Here is a 16,536-nt window from a genome sequence, read left to right on the forward strand (position 1 = left end):
TGCTGCGCTCGCAATGACGGAGCTTGCGGCGACGACCGCTGGCACGCCGGAACCGAGCGTGCCGTAAGAGTGGGCGTAGCAATCGCTACTTGGCCGGAGGATTGGTGTTGTTCCAGGTGGGGACTGAATTGGTTACACCGACGGAGGGTTGGTTGGACGTTCCGACCGATGGCGCGGTGACCGTCCCGACCGTGTGTCCGGAGCTTCCATAGGTGCCCTGCTGTGCCGGTGCTCCAGAGCGTCCGTTCGTATTGCCTGGTGTGCCTACCCCAGACGTTTGAGCGCTGGCGGCGAATGGCGATGTCGCCAATCCGAGAACGATAAGTGCAGCAGTGTAGCGCGTTAATCTTGTCATGAGTGATCCCTTCGGGCGCGGTTCCTCAGTCGCGTCGGTCGCTCGCCAAATCCAACCGCTCGCGCACTGAGCAGCTATACAACTCCAAGCAAACGAAAACGTGCCGCAACACGGTCATGCGGCAGGCTCTGACAGTCCATCACGAAACCGCGACGAGCGTCTCCAACCGAAGAGAGATGCACTCGCCCATCGGCATCGCGAGGCGCGCGCTGCGCCGGCATCCCTTTCCTATCTCGGGAACGAAGTCATCACGGGCTTTTTATCATTCGTGAGCGTCTGCACAGCGGCAAAGTCGCAACAGACATCCCACCTTAGATTGGAATGATTGCCATCATCTGATGATGCATTCCCATCTAGTTGGAGGCCGACATGGGCCAGGTAATTCAGTTTGTTTCGAAATCCGAGCGCGAGCGCATTCGTCTCATCGAGGAAGCACGCGCGATCTACGACAGCATCTTCCCGCCGAACGATCCGGCGAACGAAGGACAGACCGCAGCCAGCACGCGGCACGGCGACCGGAGTAACCTCGCGTGATCAAGATCATTGCCGTTCTCTGCAGTCTCGCCTCTCCGGCCAATTGCCATGAGCAGATCGTCACCACATCAGACTTCGCCGAGGTATCCGTACAATCCTGCCTGATGGGCGCGCCACAACTCGCAGATTGGATGAACCAACATCCCGCCGAGCGTTTGGCGGCATGGCGCTGCGTGATCGGCAAACACGATGGCCGGGGTGCCTGAGGTCGCAAGGCCCTGATCGGAACCGCAATCCGGTTGAACCGTGACGACGACGCATCTCCAAGCTAGGGTGGGGCCATGTAGCTGCCTGGCAAAGGGGGACGTCGGATGGAGGTCGCCAGCCTCGTTCTTCCCGTGTTTGCGATCATCGTCACCGGATGGCTGGCCGGGGGCCTCGGCTATCTTTCCCGTTCGCTTGCCGATGCCCTCGTGCATTTCGCCTATAACGTCGCGATGCCGGCGCTGCTGATCGTCACGATCGCGCAGGAGCCGGCACGCAATCTGCTGGAGTGGCGCTTCCTGCTCGCATTCGGCGGCGGGTCCCTGATCTGCTTTGCGCTGGTGTTCCTGGCGGTCCGCGCGGGTGGCAAGCATGATCTCGCCAGCAGCACGATCCATGGCATGGCCGCGGCGATGACCAATACCGGCTTCGTTGCGCTGCCGATCCTGCATGCGATCTACGGCCAGCCCGCCGTCTTGCCGGCCGCAATAGCGACGGTGTTCGTTGCCGCCGTGATGTTTCCGATCACGGTGATCCTGCTCGAAAGGGATGCACGCGGGTCTGCGCGATCGGCGCGGCTGGGGAAGCAGATACTGCTCAATCCGATGGTGCTGTCGACGCTCATTGGCCTCGTCTGGGCGATCACGGGCTTGCCGATTCCGGCAGCCGTCGCGGCCTATCTGAACATGATCGCCGCGGCGCTCACGCCCTGCGCGCTCTTTGCCATCGGCCTCGGCCTCTCGGTCGAAGGCCTGAGATCGAACCTAGGAACATCGTTTGCGCTCGCGGCCGTGAAGCTGGTGGTGATGCCGCTGATCGTCTACGGGCTCTGTGCAGTCCTGGGCCTCAACCCGCTCTACACGATCGCCGCTGTCATCTGCGCGGCCGTGCCGAAAGCGAAGACCGTGTATGTGCTGGCGCACGAACATAAGGTCGAGGAGAAGCTGGTCGCTGCCACGGTCTCGGTCACGACGATGCTGTCGGTCGCGACCTTGCTGATCGCGCTTTACCTGCTCTCCGGCCTCGCGACCGGCACACGCTGACGATCACGGGCGCGCCTCTACCTCGTCGTGTTGCTCCAGGTCGGGACCGAATTGGTCACACCGACCGACGGCCAATTATAGGTACCGATCGATGGCGCCGTCACCGTGCCGACCGTCTGTCCGGACGACCCGTAAGACGTCCTCGGCTGCGCCACCGGAACCCCGGCGCCGCGATAGGTCGGGGCCATCACGGGCGCGCTGTGATGTCGGCTCGACCGCACCTTCTTCGCTTCAGCCGCAAACGGTGCGGCAAGCAGTCCGGTCGTGATGAGTGCGGCAATGACGAGTTTGACGCTTGTCATGGCTGATCCCTTCGTTGCAAGGCGCCCCTCGTGCTATGTGTCCATTGAACGGACGATTTCCATAGGCACACGTTCGTAACTCCATGTGCGGGCGAAGGTGCCGGAGCGCGGCGCGTATGTTCGGCGCCTTCGGATCGACCCGAATCAGCGTTAGTGCATTGCCTTCAGTGACTTCCCTGGACGCGAGCAGCATGACCGGCCCCGAACTGAAGCAACTCCGCGCCGACCTCTCCGACGCCATCGAGCGCAGGCTCACCGCGGCCGACATGGCAAAACTGTGTGCCTTACCGGAGAACGGCGGTGCTGACACGATCCGGCGCTGGGAGGTGAGCGGGCCGACGCTGGCCGCGACCAAGGTGCTGCGCGTGCTTGCGATGGCGAGCGAGCGCTATCCGATCCTGGAGAAGTTCGACGTCTTCGATCGCCACGACGTGCGCGAGGAAGACCGGCCCGCGAAGCGCGCCGCCTTCCGCGCGCAGATGCGCGACGAGGTGCGGCGGCGTCTTGGTTAACGCGTAGGGTCGCGCAGGTTACCAGGCGGCTCTCGAATTAAGCCTTCCTTCACCGCTTCTTAAGCCGCCATTAATCACGAAAATCATTTGCAGCCCAATAAGTTAGGTTGGACGCCGCTGTGCCATGCATGTGACAGCATTTTCATCAAAAGCGAGCTATCTGCAAAACCAACGCGGCGCGGACGGCGCGCCTGCCGGGGACCTTAGTGTTGGAGTTCGAGACTATGAAGAAGATTCTGCTTACGACTGTTGCGCTGCTCGCATTGAGCGCGGCTGCGCCGGCCCTCGGTGCCGATCTCGGCGCCCGTCCCTATTACAACAAGGCACCGGCCTATGCCGCGCCGATCTACAACTGGACCGGCTTCTATATCGGCGCGCATGTCGGCGGCGCGTTCTCGAGCGACAACAATTTCAACGGCCTCTCCACCGGCAACAACGGCAACGGCCGTTTCCTCGGTGGTCTGCAGGCCGGTGCAGACTGGCAGTTCAACCCGAATTTCGTCGTCGGCGTGGAAGGCCAGTATTCCTGGCTCTCCGGCAATGTCGGTGCGGTGTTTCCGGGCGGCGTGGCTTATACCAACGACCAGCGCGGCCTCGGCTCGATCACCGGTCGCGTCGGCTACACCTGGGGCCCGGGCCTGCTCTACGTGAAGGGCGGCTACGCCTATTCGGACAACAACGAGAAGGTGACGATCGGCGGCACGCCGACCGGCTTCATCATCGCGGGCGATCACCGCAACGGTTACACCGTCGGCGCCGGCCTCGAATACATGTTCGCGCCGAACTGGTCGGCCAAGGCCGAGTACCAGTACTACAATTTCGGCGACTCGCACTTCACCGCAGGTCCGCTGGTCGGCACCGGCAACTTCACCACCGACGACCACACCTTCAAGGCGGGCGTCAACTACCGCTTCAACTGGGCCAGCCCGGTCGTCGCGCGCTACTGATCGCGCCTGAAAAAATCACAGCGCAATCAAGGGCCGGCATCGTTTTGCCGGCCCTTTCTTTTTCGCTCTGCGGAACTTGCCAAGCGATTGTGCAACTTGCGATTTTTTAACCCGCTCAGGGGATACTCCGCGGCGAAAACATAAGATTACGGGTGTGGGGGAATTTCGATGGCGATCCGTCTGGGCGTTGGCCGTATCCTTGGCCGTCTCAAGCCGCGTTTCAAAATGCCGAAATGGGGCCTGCGCGGCAGCCTGATTGCGGCCTTCGCCGTGATCGCCGGCATGGGCTTCGTGATCGCAGGCGGTGCCGGCTTCGTGTTCAAGCATCTCGGCTCGACCATGATGGACCTGAGCGGCCGCGACATCCCGCGCCTCTCCGCCAGCCTTCAGCTCGCCTCGCAAAGTGCGACGCTCGCAGCGCAGGGACCGGGCCTGCTCGCTTCACCCACAGATGATGCGCTGAACGAGCGCACCAAGAACGTGAAGGACATCCAGCAGCTCGCGATGGCCAAGCTCGGCGAGATCATCGAGCTCGGCGCCGATCAGCAGACTGCGAGCGCGCTCCGAGACACCGCCAAGAGCATCGACGAGGCCACGCAGAGCCTGGTCTCGGCGGCCCGCGAACGGCTCGACACCGGCGCGCTGCACGACAAGCAGTATGAAGCGCTGCGCAAGGCCCAGCTCTCCTTCGTCGGCGCCGCCGGCCCGGCCATGCTGGATGCGCAGACCCGCCTCAACGCAATCCTTGGTGCCGCGGAAGTGTCGGCCGATGATGCGACCGAAGCTGCCCGCACCGTCTCCCAGGTCTCGACCGTCTCCGCCAATGGCAATCTGATGGCCGCCGACATGATGGCGGCGCTATCCGCCAACAGCAGCGACACGCTCGAGGCGATCGAGAAGGAATTCAAGACGACCCGCGACCGCGTCAAGTCCAACCTCGAGGATATCCCGAACATTCCCTCGATGCAGGCCGTGCGCGACACCGTGCAGAAGCTGTTCGCCTTCGGCGAGGGCAAGACCGGCGTGTTCAAGATCCGCCAGAAGGAGCTCGACTCCATCGACTACGGCCAGACCATTCTGGACGAAACGCGCAAGCTCAACGTCGGTCTCGGCATCAGCGTGCAGCAGCTCGTCGACGGCGTGCAGAAGGAGACCAACGCGTCGACCTTCCAGGCGCGTCAGGAGATCTCGCTCGCCACGACCGCAATGCTGGCCCTGGGCGGGCTCACCTTGATCGGCTCGGCGCTGTTCGTCTGGCTCTATGTCGGCCGCAACATCCTGCGCCGCATCCGTGAGCTTCAGCGCGCCATGCAGCTTCTCTCGGCCGGCGACCTCGACACCGAGATCGTCCGCTCCCGGCAAAACGACGAGATCGGCGCGATGAAGGAAACGCTGACGGTGTTCCGTGACAGCATGATCGAAGCCCGGGCGCTCACGAGCGAGCAGGACAAGGATCGTGTCGTCAAGGCGGAGCGTGCCGCGCATATGGAAGCGAAGATCGCGGAGTTCGAGGGTACGGTGCGCACCGCGCTCGACAATCTCGCGCAATCGGCCAATTCGATGCAGTCGACCGCACAGAGCATGTCGACCACCGCTGACCAGTCCAATGCGCTGGTGAACGCAGTCGCTTCCGCCGCCGAGGAGACTTCGGTCAACGTGCAGACCGTGTCATCCGGCACCGAGCAGCTGTCCTCCTCGATCGAGGAGATCAGCAAGCAGGTCGTCACCTCGGCCGCGATCGCCAAGAAGGCGGTCGACGAGGCCGGCGCCACCGACACCACGGTGCAGAGCCTTGCCGATAGTGCGAGCCGCATCAGCGTCGTGGTCGACCTGATCCAGACGATTGCGTCGCAAACCAATCTGCTCGCGCTCAACGCCACCATCGAAGCAGCGCGCGCGGGCGAGGCCGGCCGCGGCTTTGCGGTGGTTGCCTCCGAGGTGAAGAGCCTCGCCAGCCAGACGGCGAAGGCAACGGAAGAGATCCGAACTCAGATTGCCAGCATGCAGCAGGTCACGACCTCTGCCGTCGGCGCCATCCAGGGCATTGGCCGGATCATCGGCGAGATCGACAACGTCACCACCACGATCGCGGCTGCGGTCGAGGAACAGGGTGCAGCCACCCGCGAGATCGCCCGCAACATCCAGCATGCGGCCGGCGGCACCAGCGAGGTCTCCAGCAACATCGTCGGCGTCTCCACCGCTTCGGCCGAGGCGGGAGCCGCGGCCAACGAAGTGCTGGGCGCCTCGGACGCACTCCGCCGCGAGGCCGACATGCTGCGCGGAGAGATCGACGCGTTCCTCAACAACATGCGGGCGGCATAAGGGCGCGGCTCAGCAGCCTGTAGCCCGGATGGAGCGAAGCGCAATCCGGGCTACGGAATACGGCCGGTATGACCGCCATGCGGAGACCACGGCCCGTCCTTTTTCGGCTGGCGCCCCGCCCGCGCTGGGTTTAAGCCGGTACCATGAACGCAAAAACCGACACCGTGCAGTCCTCGGCCGAGGCCCTGCGCTATCCCTGGGACCAGCATCCCGGCCCCGAAGAGGTCGTGGAGATCAGGCCGGGCGTATTGTGGGCGCGGCTGAAGCTGCCGTTCCGCCTCAACCACGTGAACATCTATCTGCTCGCCGACGGCGACGGCTACGCGATGGTCGATGCCGGCTTCGGCAATGAGGAGACGATCGAGGCCTGGACAAAACTGTTCGAAGGGCCGTTGAAGGGCGTCAACATCACGCGCCTCATCGTCACCCACTCGCACCCGGATCATGTCGGCCTCGCGGGCTGGATCGTCGAGCGGTTCAACTGCCCGCTGGTGATGTCGCAGGTCGAATATCTGCAATCGGTTTATCACCAGAACCGCGGCACCGAAGAGCGGCGCGAGGCGCAACGCCTGTTCTTCCGCCGCCACGGCATGGATGAGTCCCTCACCGAAAAGCTGCTCGGCCGCGGCCAGGATTATCTCAAGCGCGTCTCGGTGCTGCCGCCGTCCTATCGCCGCATCTCGCATGGCGACGAGGTCGTGATCGGCACGCGCCGCTTCAAGGTGATCACCGGCGGCGGGCATGCGCTCGATCAGGTGATGCTGTATTGCGCCGACGACAAGCTGTTCCTCTCCGCCGACCAGGTCCTGAGCAAGATCTCGCCGAACGTCAGCGTGTGGGCGGTGGAGCCCGACCAGAATTCGCTCGGCGAATATCTGGCCTCGCTCGCGAGCCTCACCACCACTTTGCCCTATGATCTCCTGGTGCTGCCCGGCCACGGCGTACCGTTCTACGGACTCAAGACCCGCATCAAGCAGCTCGCCGACCACCACGAGGAACGCTGCCGCCTGATCGCGGAAGCCTGCCGCGAGGTGCCGCAGACCTCGCGCGCGCTGGTGCCCGTCGTGTTCAACAAGCACGTGCTGGACGAACACCAGATGGGCTTTGCCGCCGGCGAGCTGGTCGCCCACGTCAACTATATGATCGTCGAGGGCCGGCTGACGGCCGAGACCAAAGACGGTGTGCTGCAGTTCAGGACGACGTGAAGGCCAGCGCCGGTTAAGACCGGCACTTCAGCAGATGGTGCAGGGCAGCATTATAAGTCGCGCGAACTTGATCGGGATCAAGTTTCAAATTGCACGATAGGGCATTTTGCCCAAATGCCCTGCAGGCCCAAATGTGGGATAGCGCATAGACATTGGAGCTGGAAAAGCTCTAAACAGATGCGCCCTTTTGGTCAGTTCCGTCTCAGGTTGCACCGATGGATTACGCCGAGTTTTTCAATTCCGCCCTCGATCGTCTCCACACCGAGCGCCGCTATCGCGTGTTCGCCGATCTGGAGCGCATCGCCGGCCGGTTCCCGCACGCGGTCTGGCACGCGCCGAAGGGCAAGCGCGACGTCGTGATCTGGTGCTCCAACGATTACCTCGGCATGGGCCAGCACCCGAAGGTGGTCGGCGCCATGGTCGAGACCGCGACGCGCGTCGGCACCGGCGCGGGTGGCACCCGCAACATCGCCGGCACGCATCATCCGCTGGTGCAGCTCGAGGCCGAGCTCGCCGACCTCCACGGCAAGGAAGCCGCGCTGTTGTTCACTTCCGGCTATGTCTCGAACCAGACCGGCATCGCCACCATCGCAAAGCTGATTCCGAACTGCCTGATCCTGTCGGACGAGCTCAACCACAATTCGATGATCGAGGGCATCCGCCAGTCCGGCTGCGAGCGGCAAGTGTTCCGCCACAACGATCTCGCCGATCTCGAAGCGCTGCTGAAGGCTGCCGGTGCGAACAGGCCGAAGCTGATCGCCTGCGAGAGCCTCTATTCCATGGACGGCGACGTCGCACCGCTCGCCAAAATCTGCGATCTTGCCGAGAAGTATGGCGCGATGACCTATGTCGACGAGGTCCACGCTGTCGGCATGTACGGTCCGCGCGGCGGCGGCATTGCCGAGCGTGATGGTGTGATGCATCGCATCGACATTCTCGAAGGCACGCTGGCGAAAGCGTTTGGCTGCCTCGGCGGCTATATCGCCGCCAACGGCCATATCATCGACGCCGTGCGCTCCTACGCGCCGGGCTTCATCTTCACCACCGCGCTGCCGCCGGCGATCTGCTCGGCCGCGACCGCCGCGATCAAGCACCTGAAGACCTCGAGCTGGGAGCGCGAGCGCCACCAGGACCGTGCCGCCCGCGTCAAGGCGATCCTCAATGCCGCCGGCCTGCCGGTCATGTCGAACGACACACACATCGTGCCGCTGTTCATCGGCGACGCCGAGAAGTGCAAGCAGGCCTCCGACCTGCTGCTCGAAGAGCACAATATCTACATCCAGCCGATCAACTATCCGACCGTCGCCAAGGGCACCGAGCGCCTGCGCATCACGCCCTCGCCCTATCATGATGACGGCCTGATCGATCAGCTCGCCGAAGCGCTGTTGCAGGTATGGGACCGACTCGGCCTGTCGCTGCGCGAAAAGTCGCTGGCGGCGGAGTAGGCTTTTCTTTCGCCTCTCCCCGCAAGCGGCAGGGCAATCGCATATGATGTTTCGGATAGGCCTGAGCAAGCGCCTCGTCCTTCGAGACGACCGCTTCGCGGTCTCCTCAGGATGAGGCTTCGCGGTAGCAGCGCTGGTGAAACTGCTACGGCATCCTCTGCCCTCATCCTGAGGGCCCGCCGAAGGCGGGCGTCTCGAAGGATGGCTGCGGGCGAACTCCTCGCTACGTTTGTCCATCTGCGATTGCCCTGCCGCAAGCGCGGGGCGAGGGAGAGCGGGCAGCTTGCCCCACACCTTAACGACAACCCCAGTTCCGGCCCCGGCCGACCATTTCGCTGTCGCCTCCTTCCGCCCAACGCGCTAGATTTGCGGGGAAAATGAGAGCGGGCGCGGTCCTCGCGCCCAGGGAGAAGCACGCTCGCCATGCTGCACGACTGGGGCGTGATCGCTGCCGCCTTCGGCTATATCGGTTTTCTGTTCCTGGTGGCGAGCCACGGGGATCGCCGCTCGCCGGCCGGCCGCGGCCGCGCGCCGGGGCTGATCTATCCGCTATCGCTGGCGATCTACTGCACCTCCTGGACCTTCTTCGGCTCGGTCGGCTTTGCCACCCGCACCTCGACCGACTTCCTCGCGATCTATATCGGCCCGATCCTGATGATCGGCCTCGGCGCGGGCGTGCTCCGCCGCGTGATCCAGCTTGCCAAAGCGCACAACATCACCTCGATCGCCGACTTCATCGGCGCGCGCTACGGCAAGAGCCAGGCAGTGGCGGCGACCGTGGCGCTGATCGCGATCATCGGCTCGGTGCCCTACATCGCACTCCAGCTCAAGGCGGTCGCCTCCTCGCTCGAAGTCATCTTGAGCGAGGACCAGGCGTTCTCCCACATCCCGATCCTCGGCGACATGGCGCTGATGGTGACGCTGGCGATGGCAGCCTTCGCGGTGCTGTTCGGCACGCGGCAGGCCGACGCCACCGAGCATCAGCACGGCCTGATGCTGGCGGTCGCGACCGAATCCATCATCAAGCTGGTCGCGTTCCTCGCCGCCGGCATTTTCGTCACCTTCTGGATGTTCTCGCCGCACGAATTGATCGTCCGCGCGATGAAGACGCCGGAAGCGGTGCGCGCCATCGACTATTCGCCGTCGATCGGCAACTTCCTGACCATGACGCTGCTGTCGCTGTGCGCGATCATGCTGCTGCCGCGCCAGTTTCACGTCAGCGTGGTGGAAAATTCCTCGGATTCCGAGGTCAGCCGCGCCCGCTGGCTGTTCCCGCTCTATCTGGTCGCCATCAATGTATTCGTGATCCCGATCGCGCTCGCCGGCCTCGTGAGTTTCCCGTTCGGCGCGGTCGACCCCGATATGTACGTGCTGGCGCTGCCGATGGAGGGCGGCGCGGGCCTTCTCAGCGTCGCCGTCTTCGTCGGCGGCCTGTCGGCAGCGACCGCGATGGTGATCGTCGAATGCGTCGCACTCTCCATCATGGTCTCGAACGACCTCGTGGTGCCGCTGGTGCTGCAGCGACGGCCCGAAGGTCGCGCCGGCGCCACCGATTTCGGCGACTTCCTGCTGCGCTCGCGGCGGCTTGCGATCTTCGCCATCATGGTGATGGCCTATTTCTATTATCGCGCGCTCGGCAACACCCAGCTCGCGGCGATCGGCCTGTTGTCCTTTGCCGCCATCGCGCAGCTCGCGCCCGCCTTCTTCGGCGGCCTGTTGTGGCGGCGCGCCACCGCGCGCGGCGCCATCGGCGGCATGATGGTCGGATTCGCGGTGTGGCTCTACACGCTGTTCATTCCGAGCTTCATGGATTCCTCGACGGCTGGAATCCTGCTGCTCCAGCACGGCCCGTTCGGGATCGAGGCGCTGCGGCCGCAGGCGCTGTTCGGCGCCGACCTGCCGCCGCTGATGCATGGCGTCGTCTGGTCGCTCTCGCTCAACATCCTCACCTACGTGCTGTTGTCGCTGGCGCGCCGGCCGTCTTCCATCGAGCTGGTGCAGGCCGATCTGTTCGTGCCCAACACGCTCGCGCCGATCGCCCCGAACTTTCGGCGCTGGCGCACCACCATCACGGTGCAGGACATCCAGAGCACGGTCGCACAATATCTCGGGCCCGATCGCGCCCGGCATTCCTTCGAAGCCTTCTCGGCACGGCGCAATATGCGGCTGGAGTCCGGCGCACCGGCCGATTTTGAACTGCTGCAGCACGCCGAGCACCTGATCGCCTCGTCGATCGGGACTGCGTCCTCCCGTCTGGTGATGTCGCTGCTGCTGCGCAAGCGAACCGTGTCCGCGAAGGCCGCCCTGAAACTGCTCGATGATTCCCATGCGGCGCTGCATTTTAACCGCGAGATTCTTCAGACCGCGCTCAATCATGTGCGCCAGGGCATCGCGGTGTTCGACGCCGATCTGCAGCTGATCTGCTCCAACCGGCAGTTCGGCGATCTCCTCAACGTGCCTCCGCATTTCATCCAGTTCGGTACGCCGCTCCGCGAGATCCTGGAGTTCATGGGCGTCAGCGATCCCGCCAATCAGGCTGACCGCGAGGCGATGATCGAGCAGCGGCTCGTGGCCTACACCACGGACAGTGAGCCCTATCTCGAACGCCTGCCGGAACGACACATAGTGATCGAGGTGCTCACCAACCGCATGCCCGGCGGCGGCTTCGTCATCACCTTCACCGACGTCACCCCGACCTTCGAGGCGGCGGAAGCGCTGGAGCGCGCCAATGCGACGCTGGAAAAGCGCGTGCGCGACCGGACCGAGGAGTTGACCCGGTTGAACTCGGAGCTGGCGCTCGCCAAGAGCAGCGCGGAGGACGCCAGCATCTCCAAGACGCGCTTCCTTGCGGCGGCCAGCCACGACATTCTCCAGCCGCTGAACGCGGCGCGGCTCTATGTCACGAGCCTGGTCGAGCGCCGGCACAACGGCGAGGAGACCCGGCTGGTCGAGAACATCGACGAATCGCTGCAGGCCATCGAGGAAATCCTCGGCGCGCTGCTCGACATCTCCAGGCTCGACGCCGGCGCGATGACGACCTCGATCTCGAGCTTCAAGATGGCCGATCTGATGCGCTCCCTGGAGATCGAGTTCGCGCCGATCGCGCGCGCAAAGGGCCTCGATCTCACCTTTGTGCCCTGCTCGCTGCCGATCGAGTCTGACCGGCTGCTGCTGCGGCGCCTGCTCCAGAACCTGATCTCGAACGCGATCAAATACACCCCGCGCGGGCGCGTGCTGGTCGGTTGCCGCCGCCAGGGCCCGTCGCTCAAGATCTGCGTCTACGATACCGGCGTCGGCATCCCCGCGGTCAAGCGCGGCGAAATCTTCAAGGAATTTCACCGCCTCGAGCAAGGCGCGCGGATCGCGCGCGGGCTGGGGCTGGGACTCTCGATCGTCGAGCGGCTGGCGCGCGTGCTCAACCACGCCATCGCCATCGACGCCAATGCCGGCGGCGGCTCGCTGTTCTCCGTGACGGTCCCGACGGCGAAGGCTGTGACCCTCACCGCGGCGGTGACCAGCGCAACGCCGCTGGCGCGCGCGCCGATCTCCGGCGCGCTGATCGTCTGCATCGAGAACGACGCCGCGATCCTCGACGGCATGCGGACACTGTTGAAAGCCTGGGACGCGGAGGTGATCGCGGTCGCCGATCCCGAAGGTGCCATCACCGCGATCGAAGCCGCCGGCCGACGCGTCACCGGGCTGCTCGTCGACTACCATCTCGACCGCGGCAATGGCATCGCCGCCATCCGCGACATTCGCCGCCGCTTCGGCGACACCATCCCCGCGATCCTGATCACCGCCGATCGCAGCCCCGCAGTGCAGAGTGCTGCGCGCGACGAAAAGATCGCGGTGCTGAACAAGCCCGTGAAGCCGGCGTCGTTGCGCGCCTTGCTCGGGCAATGGCGGACGCAGCAGATGGTCGCCGCGGAATAGGACGTGCAGCCGGTCAGTCATCCGTCGCGGCGCTGAGCGTAGGTCACCTCCGGAACGTCTCAGGGCGCAAGCCGCGTAAAGACGTCGTCATGGCCCTTGGCGCGGGCCTCATGGCAGGCAAAGCAGGTGCGGTGCTGCGCCTCGTCCACCGGTTTGCCGTTGATGAAGCGGCCAAAGCCCCAGCCGCCGGTGGCGGCATATTTCCTGGAATCCTTGACCATGACCTGTACCGTGGTGGCGGCGCCCGGAATTGTCGCGGTGGCGAAGTCGGGAGACTGCGTGCGCTTCCAGGCGCGCTTCACCAGAATGGTGCCGTCAGGGAACGGAAGCTTGCCGTCATGATAGGCATCGATTGCGATCTGGTTGCCGACGACGGCGCGCAGCTCATTCAGCGGCGCGGCCTCTTCGGCCGGCGCGATCAGCTCCCACTGCTTGTAGCCCACGGGAATCGTGACGCCGAAGATCGGCGAGGCATCTGCCGCAGGCCCTTCGGCAAACGCGATCGAGACCAGATACGGCACGCCGGTCAGGAGAACGACGAGGAGGAGCACGACCAGCGTGATGACTGTGGTGGTGGAAGGTTTTTTCTTTTCAGAGAAGATTGATGGCATGACGTTTCTTCAAGCTGGGATCACGGCACATCCCGGTCCAGCTGCGCCGGACCGGGGCCTTGAACGAGCGCTCAGGCGGCACCATCAGCATCGATGACGGCCTTGGCAAAGGCTCGCGGTGCTTCCTGCGGCAAATTGTGACCGATGCCGCCGGTGATCAGGCGATAGTCATAACGGCCGGAGAACCGCTTGGCGTAAGCGCTGGAATCGGGGTGCGGCGCGCCGTTCGCATCGCCCTCCATCGTGATCGTCGGCACGTCGATGACCGGTGTAGCCGCGAGCTTCTTCTCGATCTCCTCGTATTTCGCCTCGCCTTTGGCGAGCCCGAGCCGCCAGCGGTAATTGTGGATCGTGATCGCGACATGATCCTTGTTCTCGAAGGCCTTCGCACTGCGATCGAAGGTGGCGTCGTCGAACTTCCACTGCGGCGAGGCCAGCTTCCAGATCAGCTTTGCGAAATCACGCGTGTACTTCTCGTAGCCCGCGCGGCCCCGCTCGGTCGCGAAATAGAACTGGTACCACCATTGCAGCTCGGCCGCCGGCGGCAGCGGCGCGCTTCCTGATGCCTGACTGGAGATCAGATAGCCGCTCACCGACACCAGCGCGCGGCAGCGCTCCGGCCATAGCGCTGCGATGATATCGGCGGTGCGTGCGCCCCAGTCGAATCCGGCGACGACCGCCTTCTTGATGTCGAGCGCATCCATCAGCGCGATGATGTCGACGGCCAGCGCGGCCGGCTCGCCGTTGCGCAACGTCTCGCTGGCGAGGAAGTGCGTCGAACCATAGCCGCGCAAATAGGGGATGATGACGCGATAGCCGGCCTGCGCCAGGATCGGCGCGACGTCGACGAAGCTGTGAATGTCGTAGGGCCAGCCGTGGAGCAGGATCGCCACCGGGCCGGTCGCGGAACCGGTTTCCGCGTAGCCGACGTTCAGCACACCGGCATTGATCTGCTTGATCGTGCCGAAGGAGGCGTTGGTTGTGGCCGGCCGTGGCGCTTCCGTTTCGGCGCGCGCGAGGTCGATCACGCCGAGGCCCACCGCGACGGTCCCGGCTGCGACGCCGAGAAACTGGCGGCGATGCTGGTCGATGATCTGGGTCATGGTCCTGGTCCTTGTTAATGGTTGTCGGCGGCGCCCAATCCGATCGGCGGCGACCCTGTGTCCGGGCGCTGTTTTCCGTTTGGCTCAAGCTCTCTTGGCGGTCACGCAACTGACTATCAGCGCCAGCGGTCGAAGGCCCGTTTGGACTTGTGAGAAGTTGTGAGGCCGCCATGAAACCGGATTGCCTGTTAGCACGGCCCGCTTAGGGCTTTGGGAACTCGCGTCAACGCAAGGCATTGTGAATTTGGCGGCCGGCGCTGTCAGAACGTCGTCATTGCGAGCGGAGCGAAGCAATCCAGAATCCCTCCGCGGAAAGACTCTGGATTGCTTCGCTCCGCTCGCAATGACGGAGTATGAGGCAACAACGTCGCTCCTCCAGCTCGCATTTCATCTCGCAGACACATCTTCGCCTTCTCGCGGCGCAAACCGCCCGAGTTTTGCTCTCCTCGTCACGCCCTCTCCAAGGAAAGGGCGCAGGGAAGGCCGGGTGCCGGCTGGCACCCACGGTCCGCTGTGCGCGTGGTGCGCAAAAGAATTGCACAGCGGCATACAGGTGAAGCCGAACACACGGCCTTCCCTGCGCGATGGTTGGACGGCTTATGCCGTGCTCTCCCGGGAGCCGAATTCCTTCTGGCCTCCCTCGCCCGACGGAAGTTACCGACACCGCGCCGGTTGGCGCCAATGCCGCATCCGCAAGACTTGGCCGTAGCGACGACGGCCGGGACCACACGGTTTTGCCGTACGCGGACTTCCCGCTCGGCCATAAGGCCTCGCAGGCATCGAGCGCCGTTCGTACAACGCGGCTTGCAAGTCGCTCACGGGGTTCGGCTCAATCCATCGCCCTGCCCTGCACTCACATCCGCGACGGCGCTGCTCGCGTCCACCGCAACCCGATCCGCGGCTCGTGACGACGTACGACCGCCCCTTTTCGCCGGATCAGGATGGGCGATACATACGATAAATCCGAATTTCGGTAAAGTGGAATATTTTTGGCTATGCCTGTTGACCGAGCCATCGCTGTTTCGAGCGACGAACAACCCGAGGGCTTGTGGGCAACGACACTTGAAGGGTGCGCGCTTGAAGTCCGCTAATGCTCCAACCGCGACGCAAAGTCTGCGAAGCGTCAAAACCGGCGATGCTCTGAGCAAGCCATCTTTGCCCTAAAGGTCAGAGATCCGCGCGGTAATGAGCAAGCGCCTTACCCTGTCGGGGTGCCTTGCCTCCACTGGCCGCCGGCGATTTTGGCGGCGGCGATCACGGCCTGGGTGCGGCTTTCGACGCCGAGCTTTTGCAGGATGGCCGAGACGTGCGCCTTGATGGTCGCCTCGGAGACGCCGAGCTCATAGGCGATCTGCTTGTTCAGCAATCCTTCCGACAGCATCATCAACACCCTCACCTGCTGCGGCGTCAGCGTCACCAGGCGGTCGCGCAGGCGCGTCATGTCGGGGTCGGCGGCGGCCGTCAGGTCGGTGTCGGCGGGAACCCAGACGTCCCCCTCCATGACCTTGAGGATGGCATCACGCAGCGTCTCGACGCCGAATCGCTTGGGAATGAAGCCGGAGGCGCCGAAATCGAGCGAGCGGCGGATCGTGGCGCTGTCGTCGGAGGCCGAAACGATCACGACCGGGATCGCCGGATATTGCGCGCGCAGATAGATCAGGCCGGAGAAGCCGGAGATGCCGGGCATCGAGAGGTCGAGCAGGACCAGATCGACGTCCGACGTCTGCTCCAGCAGCTTGGTCAGATCCTCGAACGACCCCGCCTCGTCGATCTTCGCCGTGCTCAGGACGCCGGCCACCGCCTGCCGCAGTGCATCGCGGAACAGCGGGTGGTCATCGGCAATGACGAGATGGGTGGAGGGAGCGCTCATCGATCTCTTGCTGTGGTTCGTCACCGGGCCAGTAGTCCGGCCCGGCCCAATGGTCAATTCTTTCCCGACCGGCCGTGGCATGCAAGGGCGCATTATTCCTTTGCGGGAAAGGGGTTAATCCCACAGCCATGCGCCGCGGCGCTTGCACTG

Annotated in this window: 14 protein-coding genes; 9 read left to right on the forward strand and 5 right to left on the reverse strand. The window is 64.1% G+C overall.

Features of this window, described 5'->3' with window-relative positions; genetic code table 11:
• Positions 1 to 85 precede the first annotated feature (85 nt).
• On the reverse strand, positions 86 to 355 hold the full coding sequence (locus tag ABIA96_RS05780) for a hypothetical protein (protein WP_354136055.1): 270 nt from the start codon (positions 353 to 355) through the stop codon (positions 86 to 88).
• A gap of 369 nt (positions 356 to 724) precedes the next feature.
• On the opposite strand from ABIA96_RS05780, the gene ABIA96_RS05785 reads away from it, so the two are divergent.
• The 3 genes from ABIA96_RS05785 (at position 725) to ABIA96_RS05795 (ending at position 2,136) form a co-directional block, all read left to right on the forward strand.
• A complete protein-coding gene (locus ABIA96_RS05785) occupies positions 725 to 889 on the forward strand; it encodes a hypothetical protein (protein ID WP_354136056.1) in 165 nt (54 codons plus the stop codon).
• Complete coding sequence (locus tag ABIA96_RS05790) at positions 886 to 1,095, forward strand: hypothetical protein (RefSeq protein WP_354136057.1); 210 nt, start codon at positions 886 to 888, stop codon at positions 1,093 to 1,095. The genes ABIA96_RS05785 and ABIA96_RS05790 overlap by 4 nt, the downstream gene beginning before the upstream one ends.
• A gap of 105 nt (positions 1,096 to 1,200) precedes the next feature.
• Positions 1,201 to 2,136 carry an AEC family transporter gene (locus ABIA96_RS05795; protein WP_354136058.1) on the forward strand — a complete coding sequence of 312 codons (936 nt, stop codon included), beginning with the start codon at positions 1,201 to 1,203 and terminating at the stop codon, positions 2,134 to 2,136.
• A 17-nt stretch (positions 2,137 to 2,153) separates the two neighbouring features.
• Here ABIA96_RS05795 and ABIA96_RS05800 read toward each other — a convergent pair whose 3' ends face one another.
• On the reverse strand, positions 2,154 to 2,438 hold the full coding sequence (locus ABIA96_RS05800; protein ID WP_354136059.1) for a hypothetical protein: 285 nt from the start codon (positions 2,436 to 2,438) through the stop codon (positions 2,154 to 2,156).
• A 191-nt stretch (positions 2,439 to 2,629) separates the two neighbouring features.
• Here ABIA96_RS05800 and ABIA96_RS05805 point away from each other — a divergent pair, with 191 nt between their 5' ends.
• The 6 genes from ABIA96_RS05805 (at position 2,630) to ABIA96_RS05830 (ending at position 12,802) form a co-directional block, all read left to right on the forward strand.
• Positions 2,630 to 2,950: a hypothetical protein gene (locus ABIA96_RS05805; protein ID WP_354136060.1), complete on the forward strand. Its 321-nt coding sequence runs from the start codon at positions 2,630 to 2,632 to the stop codon at positions 2,948 to 2,950.
• 224 nt (positions 2,951 to 3,174) lie between these two features.
• Entirely contained in the window at positions 3,175 to 3,897 is a 723-nt protein-coding gene (locus tag ABIA96_RS05810; RefSeq protein ID WP_354136061.1) for an outer membrane protein, read from the forward strand.
• A gap of 168 nt (positions 3,898 to 4,065) precedes the next feature.
• Positions 4,066 to 6,219: a methyl-accepting chemotaxis protein gene (locus ABIA96_RS05815; RefSeq protein WP_354136062.1), complete on the forward strand. Its 2,154-nt coding sequence runs from the start codon at positions 4,066 to 4,068 to the stop codon at positions 6,217 to 6,219.
• Positions 6,220 to 6,362: 143 nt separating this feature from the next.
• Positions 6,363 to 7,424, forward strand: a complete 1,062-nt coding sequence (locus ABIA96_RS05820) for an MBL fold metallo-hydrolase (RefSeq protein ID WP_354136063.1) — start codon at positions 6,363 to 6,365, stop codon at positions 7,422 to 7,424.
• Positions 7,425 to 7,639: 215 nt separating this feature from the next.
• Complete coding sequence (gene hemA, locus ABIA96_RS05825; protein ID WP_354136064.1) at positions 7,640 to 8,869, forward strand: 5-aminolevulinate synthase; 1,230 nt, start codon at positions 7,640 to 7,642, stop codon at positions 8,867 to 8,869.
• A gap of 423 nt (positions 8,870 to 9,292) precedes the next feature.
• Positions 9,293 to 12,802 carry a PAS domain-containing hybrid sensor histidine kinase/response regulator gene (locus ABIA96_RS05830; protein WP_354136065.1) on the forward strand — a complete coding sequence of 1,170 codons (3,510 nt, stop codon included), beginning with the start codon at positions 9,293 to 9,295 and terminating at the stop codon, positions 12,800 to 12,802.
• A gap of 59 nt (positions 12,803 to 12,861) precedes the next feature.
• Here ABIA96_RS05830 and ABIA96_RS05835 read toward each other — a convergent pair whose 3' ends face one another.
• From ABIA96_RS05835 to ABIA96_RS05845, 3 genes are all read right to left on the reverse strand, one after another.
• Complete coding sequence (locus ABIA96_RS05835; protein WP_354136066.1) at positions 12,862 to 13,413, reverse strand: cytochrome P460 family protein; 552 nt, start codon at positions 13,411 to 13,413, stop codon at positions 12,862 to 12,864.
• A 71-nt stretch (positions 13,414 to 13,484) separates the two neighbouring features.
• Positions 13,485 to 14,516 carry an alpha/beta fold hydrolase gene (locus ABIA96_RS05840; protein ID WP_354136067.1) on the reverse strand — a complete coding sequence of 344 codons (1,032 nt, stop codon included), beginning with the start codon at positions 14,514 to 14,516 and terminating at the stop codon, positions 13,485 to 13,487.
• Positions 14,517 to 15,714: 1,198 nt separating this feature from the next.
• On the reverse strand, positions 15,715 to 16,386 hold the full coding sequence (locus ABIA96_RS05845; RefSeq protein ID WP_354136068.1) for a response regulator: 672 nt from the start codon (positions 16,384 to 16,386) through the stop codon (positions 15,715 to 15,717).
• Positions 16,387 to 16,536: the final 150 nt, after the last annotated feature.

The sequence above is a fragment of the Bradyrhizobium sp. LB11.1 genome (assembly GCF_040549385.1).
Classification (GTDB): domain Bacteria; phylum Pseudomonadota; class Alphaproteobacteria; order Rhizobiales; family Xanthobacteraceae; genus Bradyrhizobium.

Coding starts and splice junctions, on each gene's coding strand:
- ABIA96_RS05780 (WP_354136055.1), bottom strand. CDS start 355: ATGACAAGATTAACGCGCTACACTGCTGCACTTATCGTTCTCGGATTG.
- ABIA96_RS05785 (WP_354136056.1), top strand. CDS start 725: ATGGGCCAGGTAATTCAGTTTGTTTCGAAATCCGAGCGCGAGCGCATT.
- ABIA96_RS05795 (WP_354136058.1), top strand. CDS start 1,201: ATGGAGGTCGCCAGCCTCGTTCTTCCCGTGTTTGCGATCATCGTCACC.
- ABIA96_RS05800 (WP_354136059.1), bottom strand. CDS start 2,438: ATGACAAGCGTCAAACTCGTCATTGCCGCACTCATCACGACCGGACTG.
- ABIA96_RS05805 (WP_354136060.1), top strand. CDS start 2,630: ATGACCGGCCCCGAACTGAAGCAACTCCGCGCCGACCTCTCCGACGCC.
- ABIA96_RS05810 (WP_354136061.1), top strand. CDS start 3,175: ATGAAGAAGATTCTGCTTACGACTGTTGCGCTGCTCGCATTGAGCGCG.
- ABIA96_RS05815 (WP_354136062.1), top strand. CDS start 4,066: ATGGCGATCCGTCTGGGCGTTGGCCGTATCCTTGGCCGTCTCAAGCCG.
- ABIA96_RS05820 (WP_354136063.1), top strand. CDS start 6,363: ATGAACGCAAAAACCGACACCGTGCAGTCCTCGGCCGAGGCCCTGCGC.
- hemA (WP_354136064.1), top strand. CDS start 7,640: ATGGATTACGCCGAGTTTTTCAATTCCGCCCTCGATCGTCTCCACACC.
- ABIA96_RS05830 (WP_354136065.1), top strand. CDS start 9,293: ATGCTGCACGACTGGGGCGTGATCGCTGCCGCCTTCGGCTATATCGGT.
- ABIA96_RS05835 (WP_354136066.1), bottom strand. CDS start 13,413: ATGCCATCAATCTTCTCTGAAAAGAAAAAACCTTCCACCACCACAGTC.
- ABIA96_RS05840 (WP_354136067.1), bottom strand. CDS start 14,516: ATGACCCAGATCATCGACCAGCATCGCCGCCAGTTTCTCGGCGTCGCA.
- ABIA96_RS05845 (WP_354136068.1), bottom strand. CDS start 16,386: ATGAGCGCTCCCTCCACCCATCTCGTCATTGCCGATGACCACCCGCTG.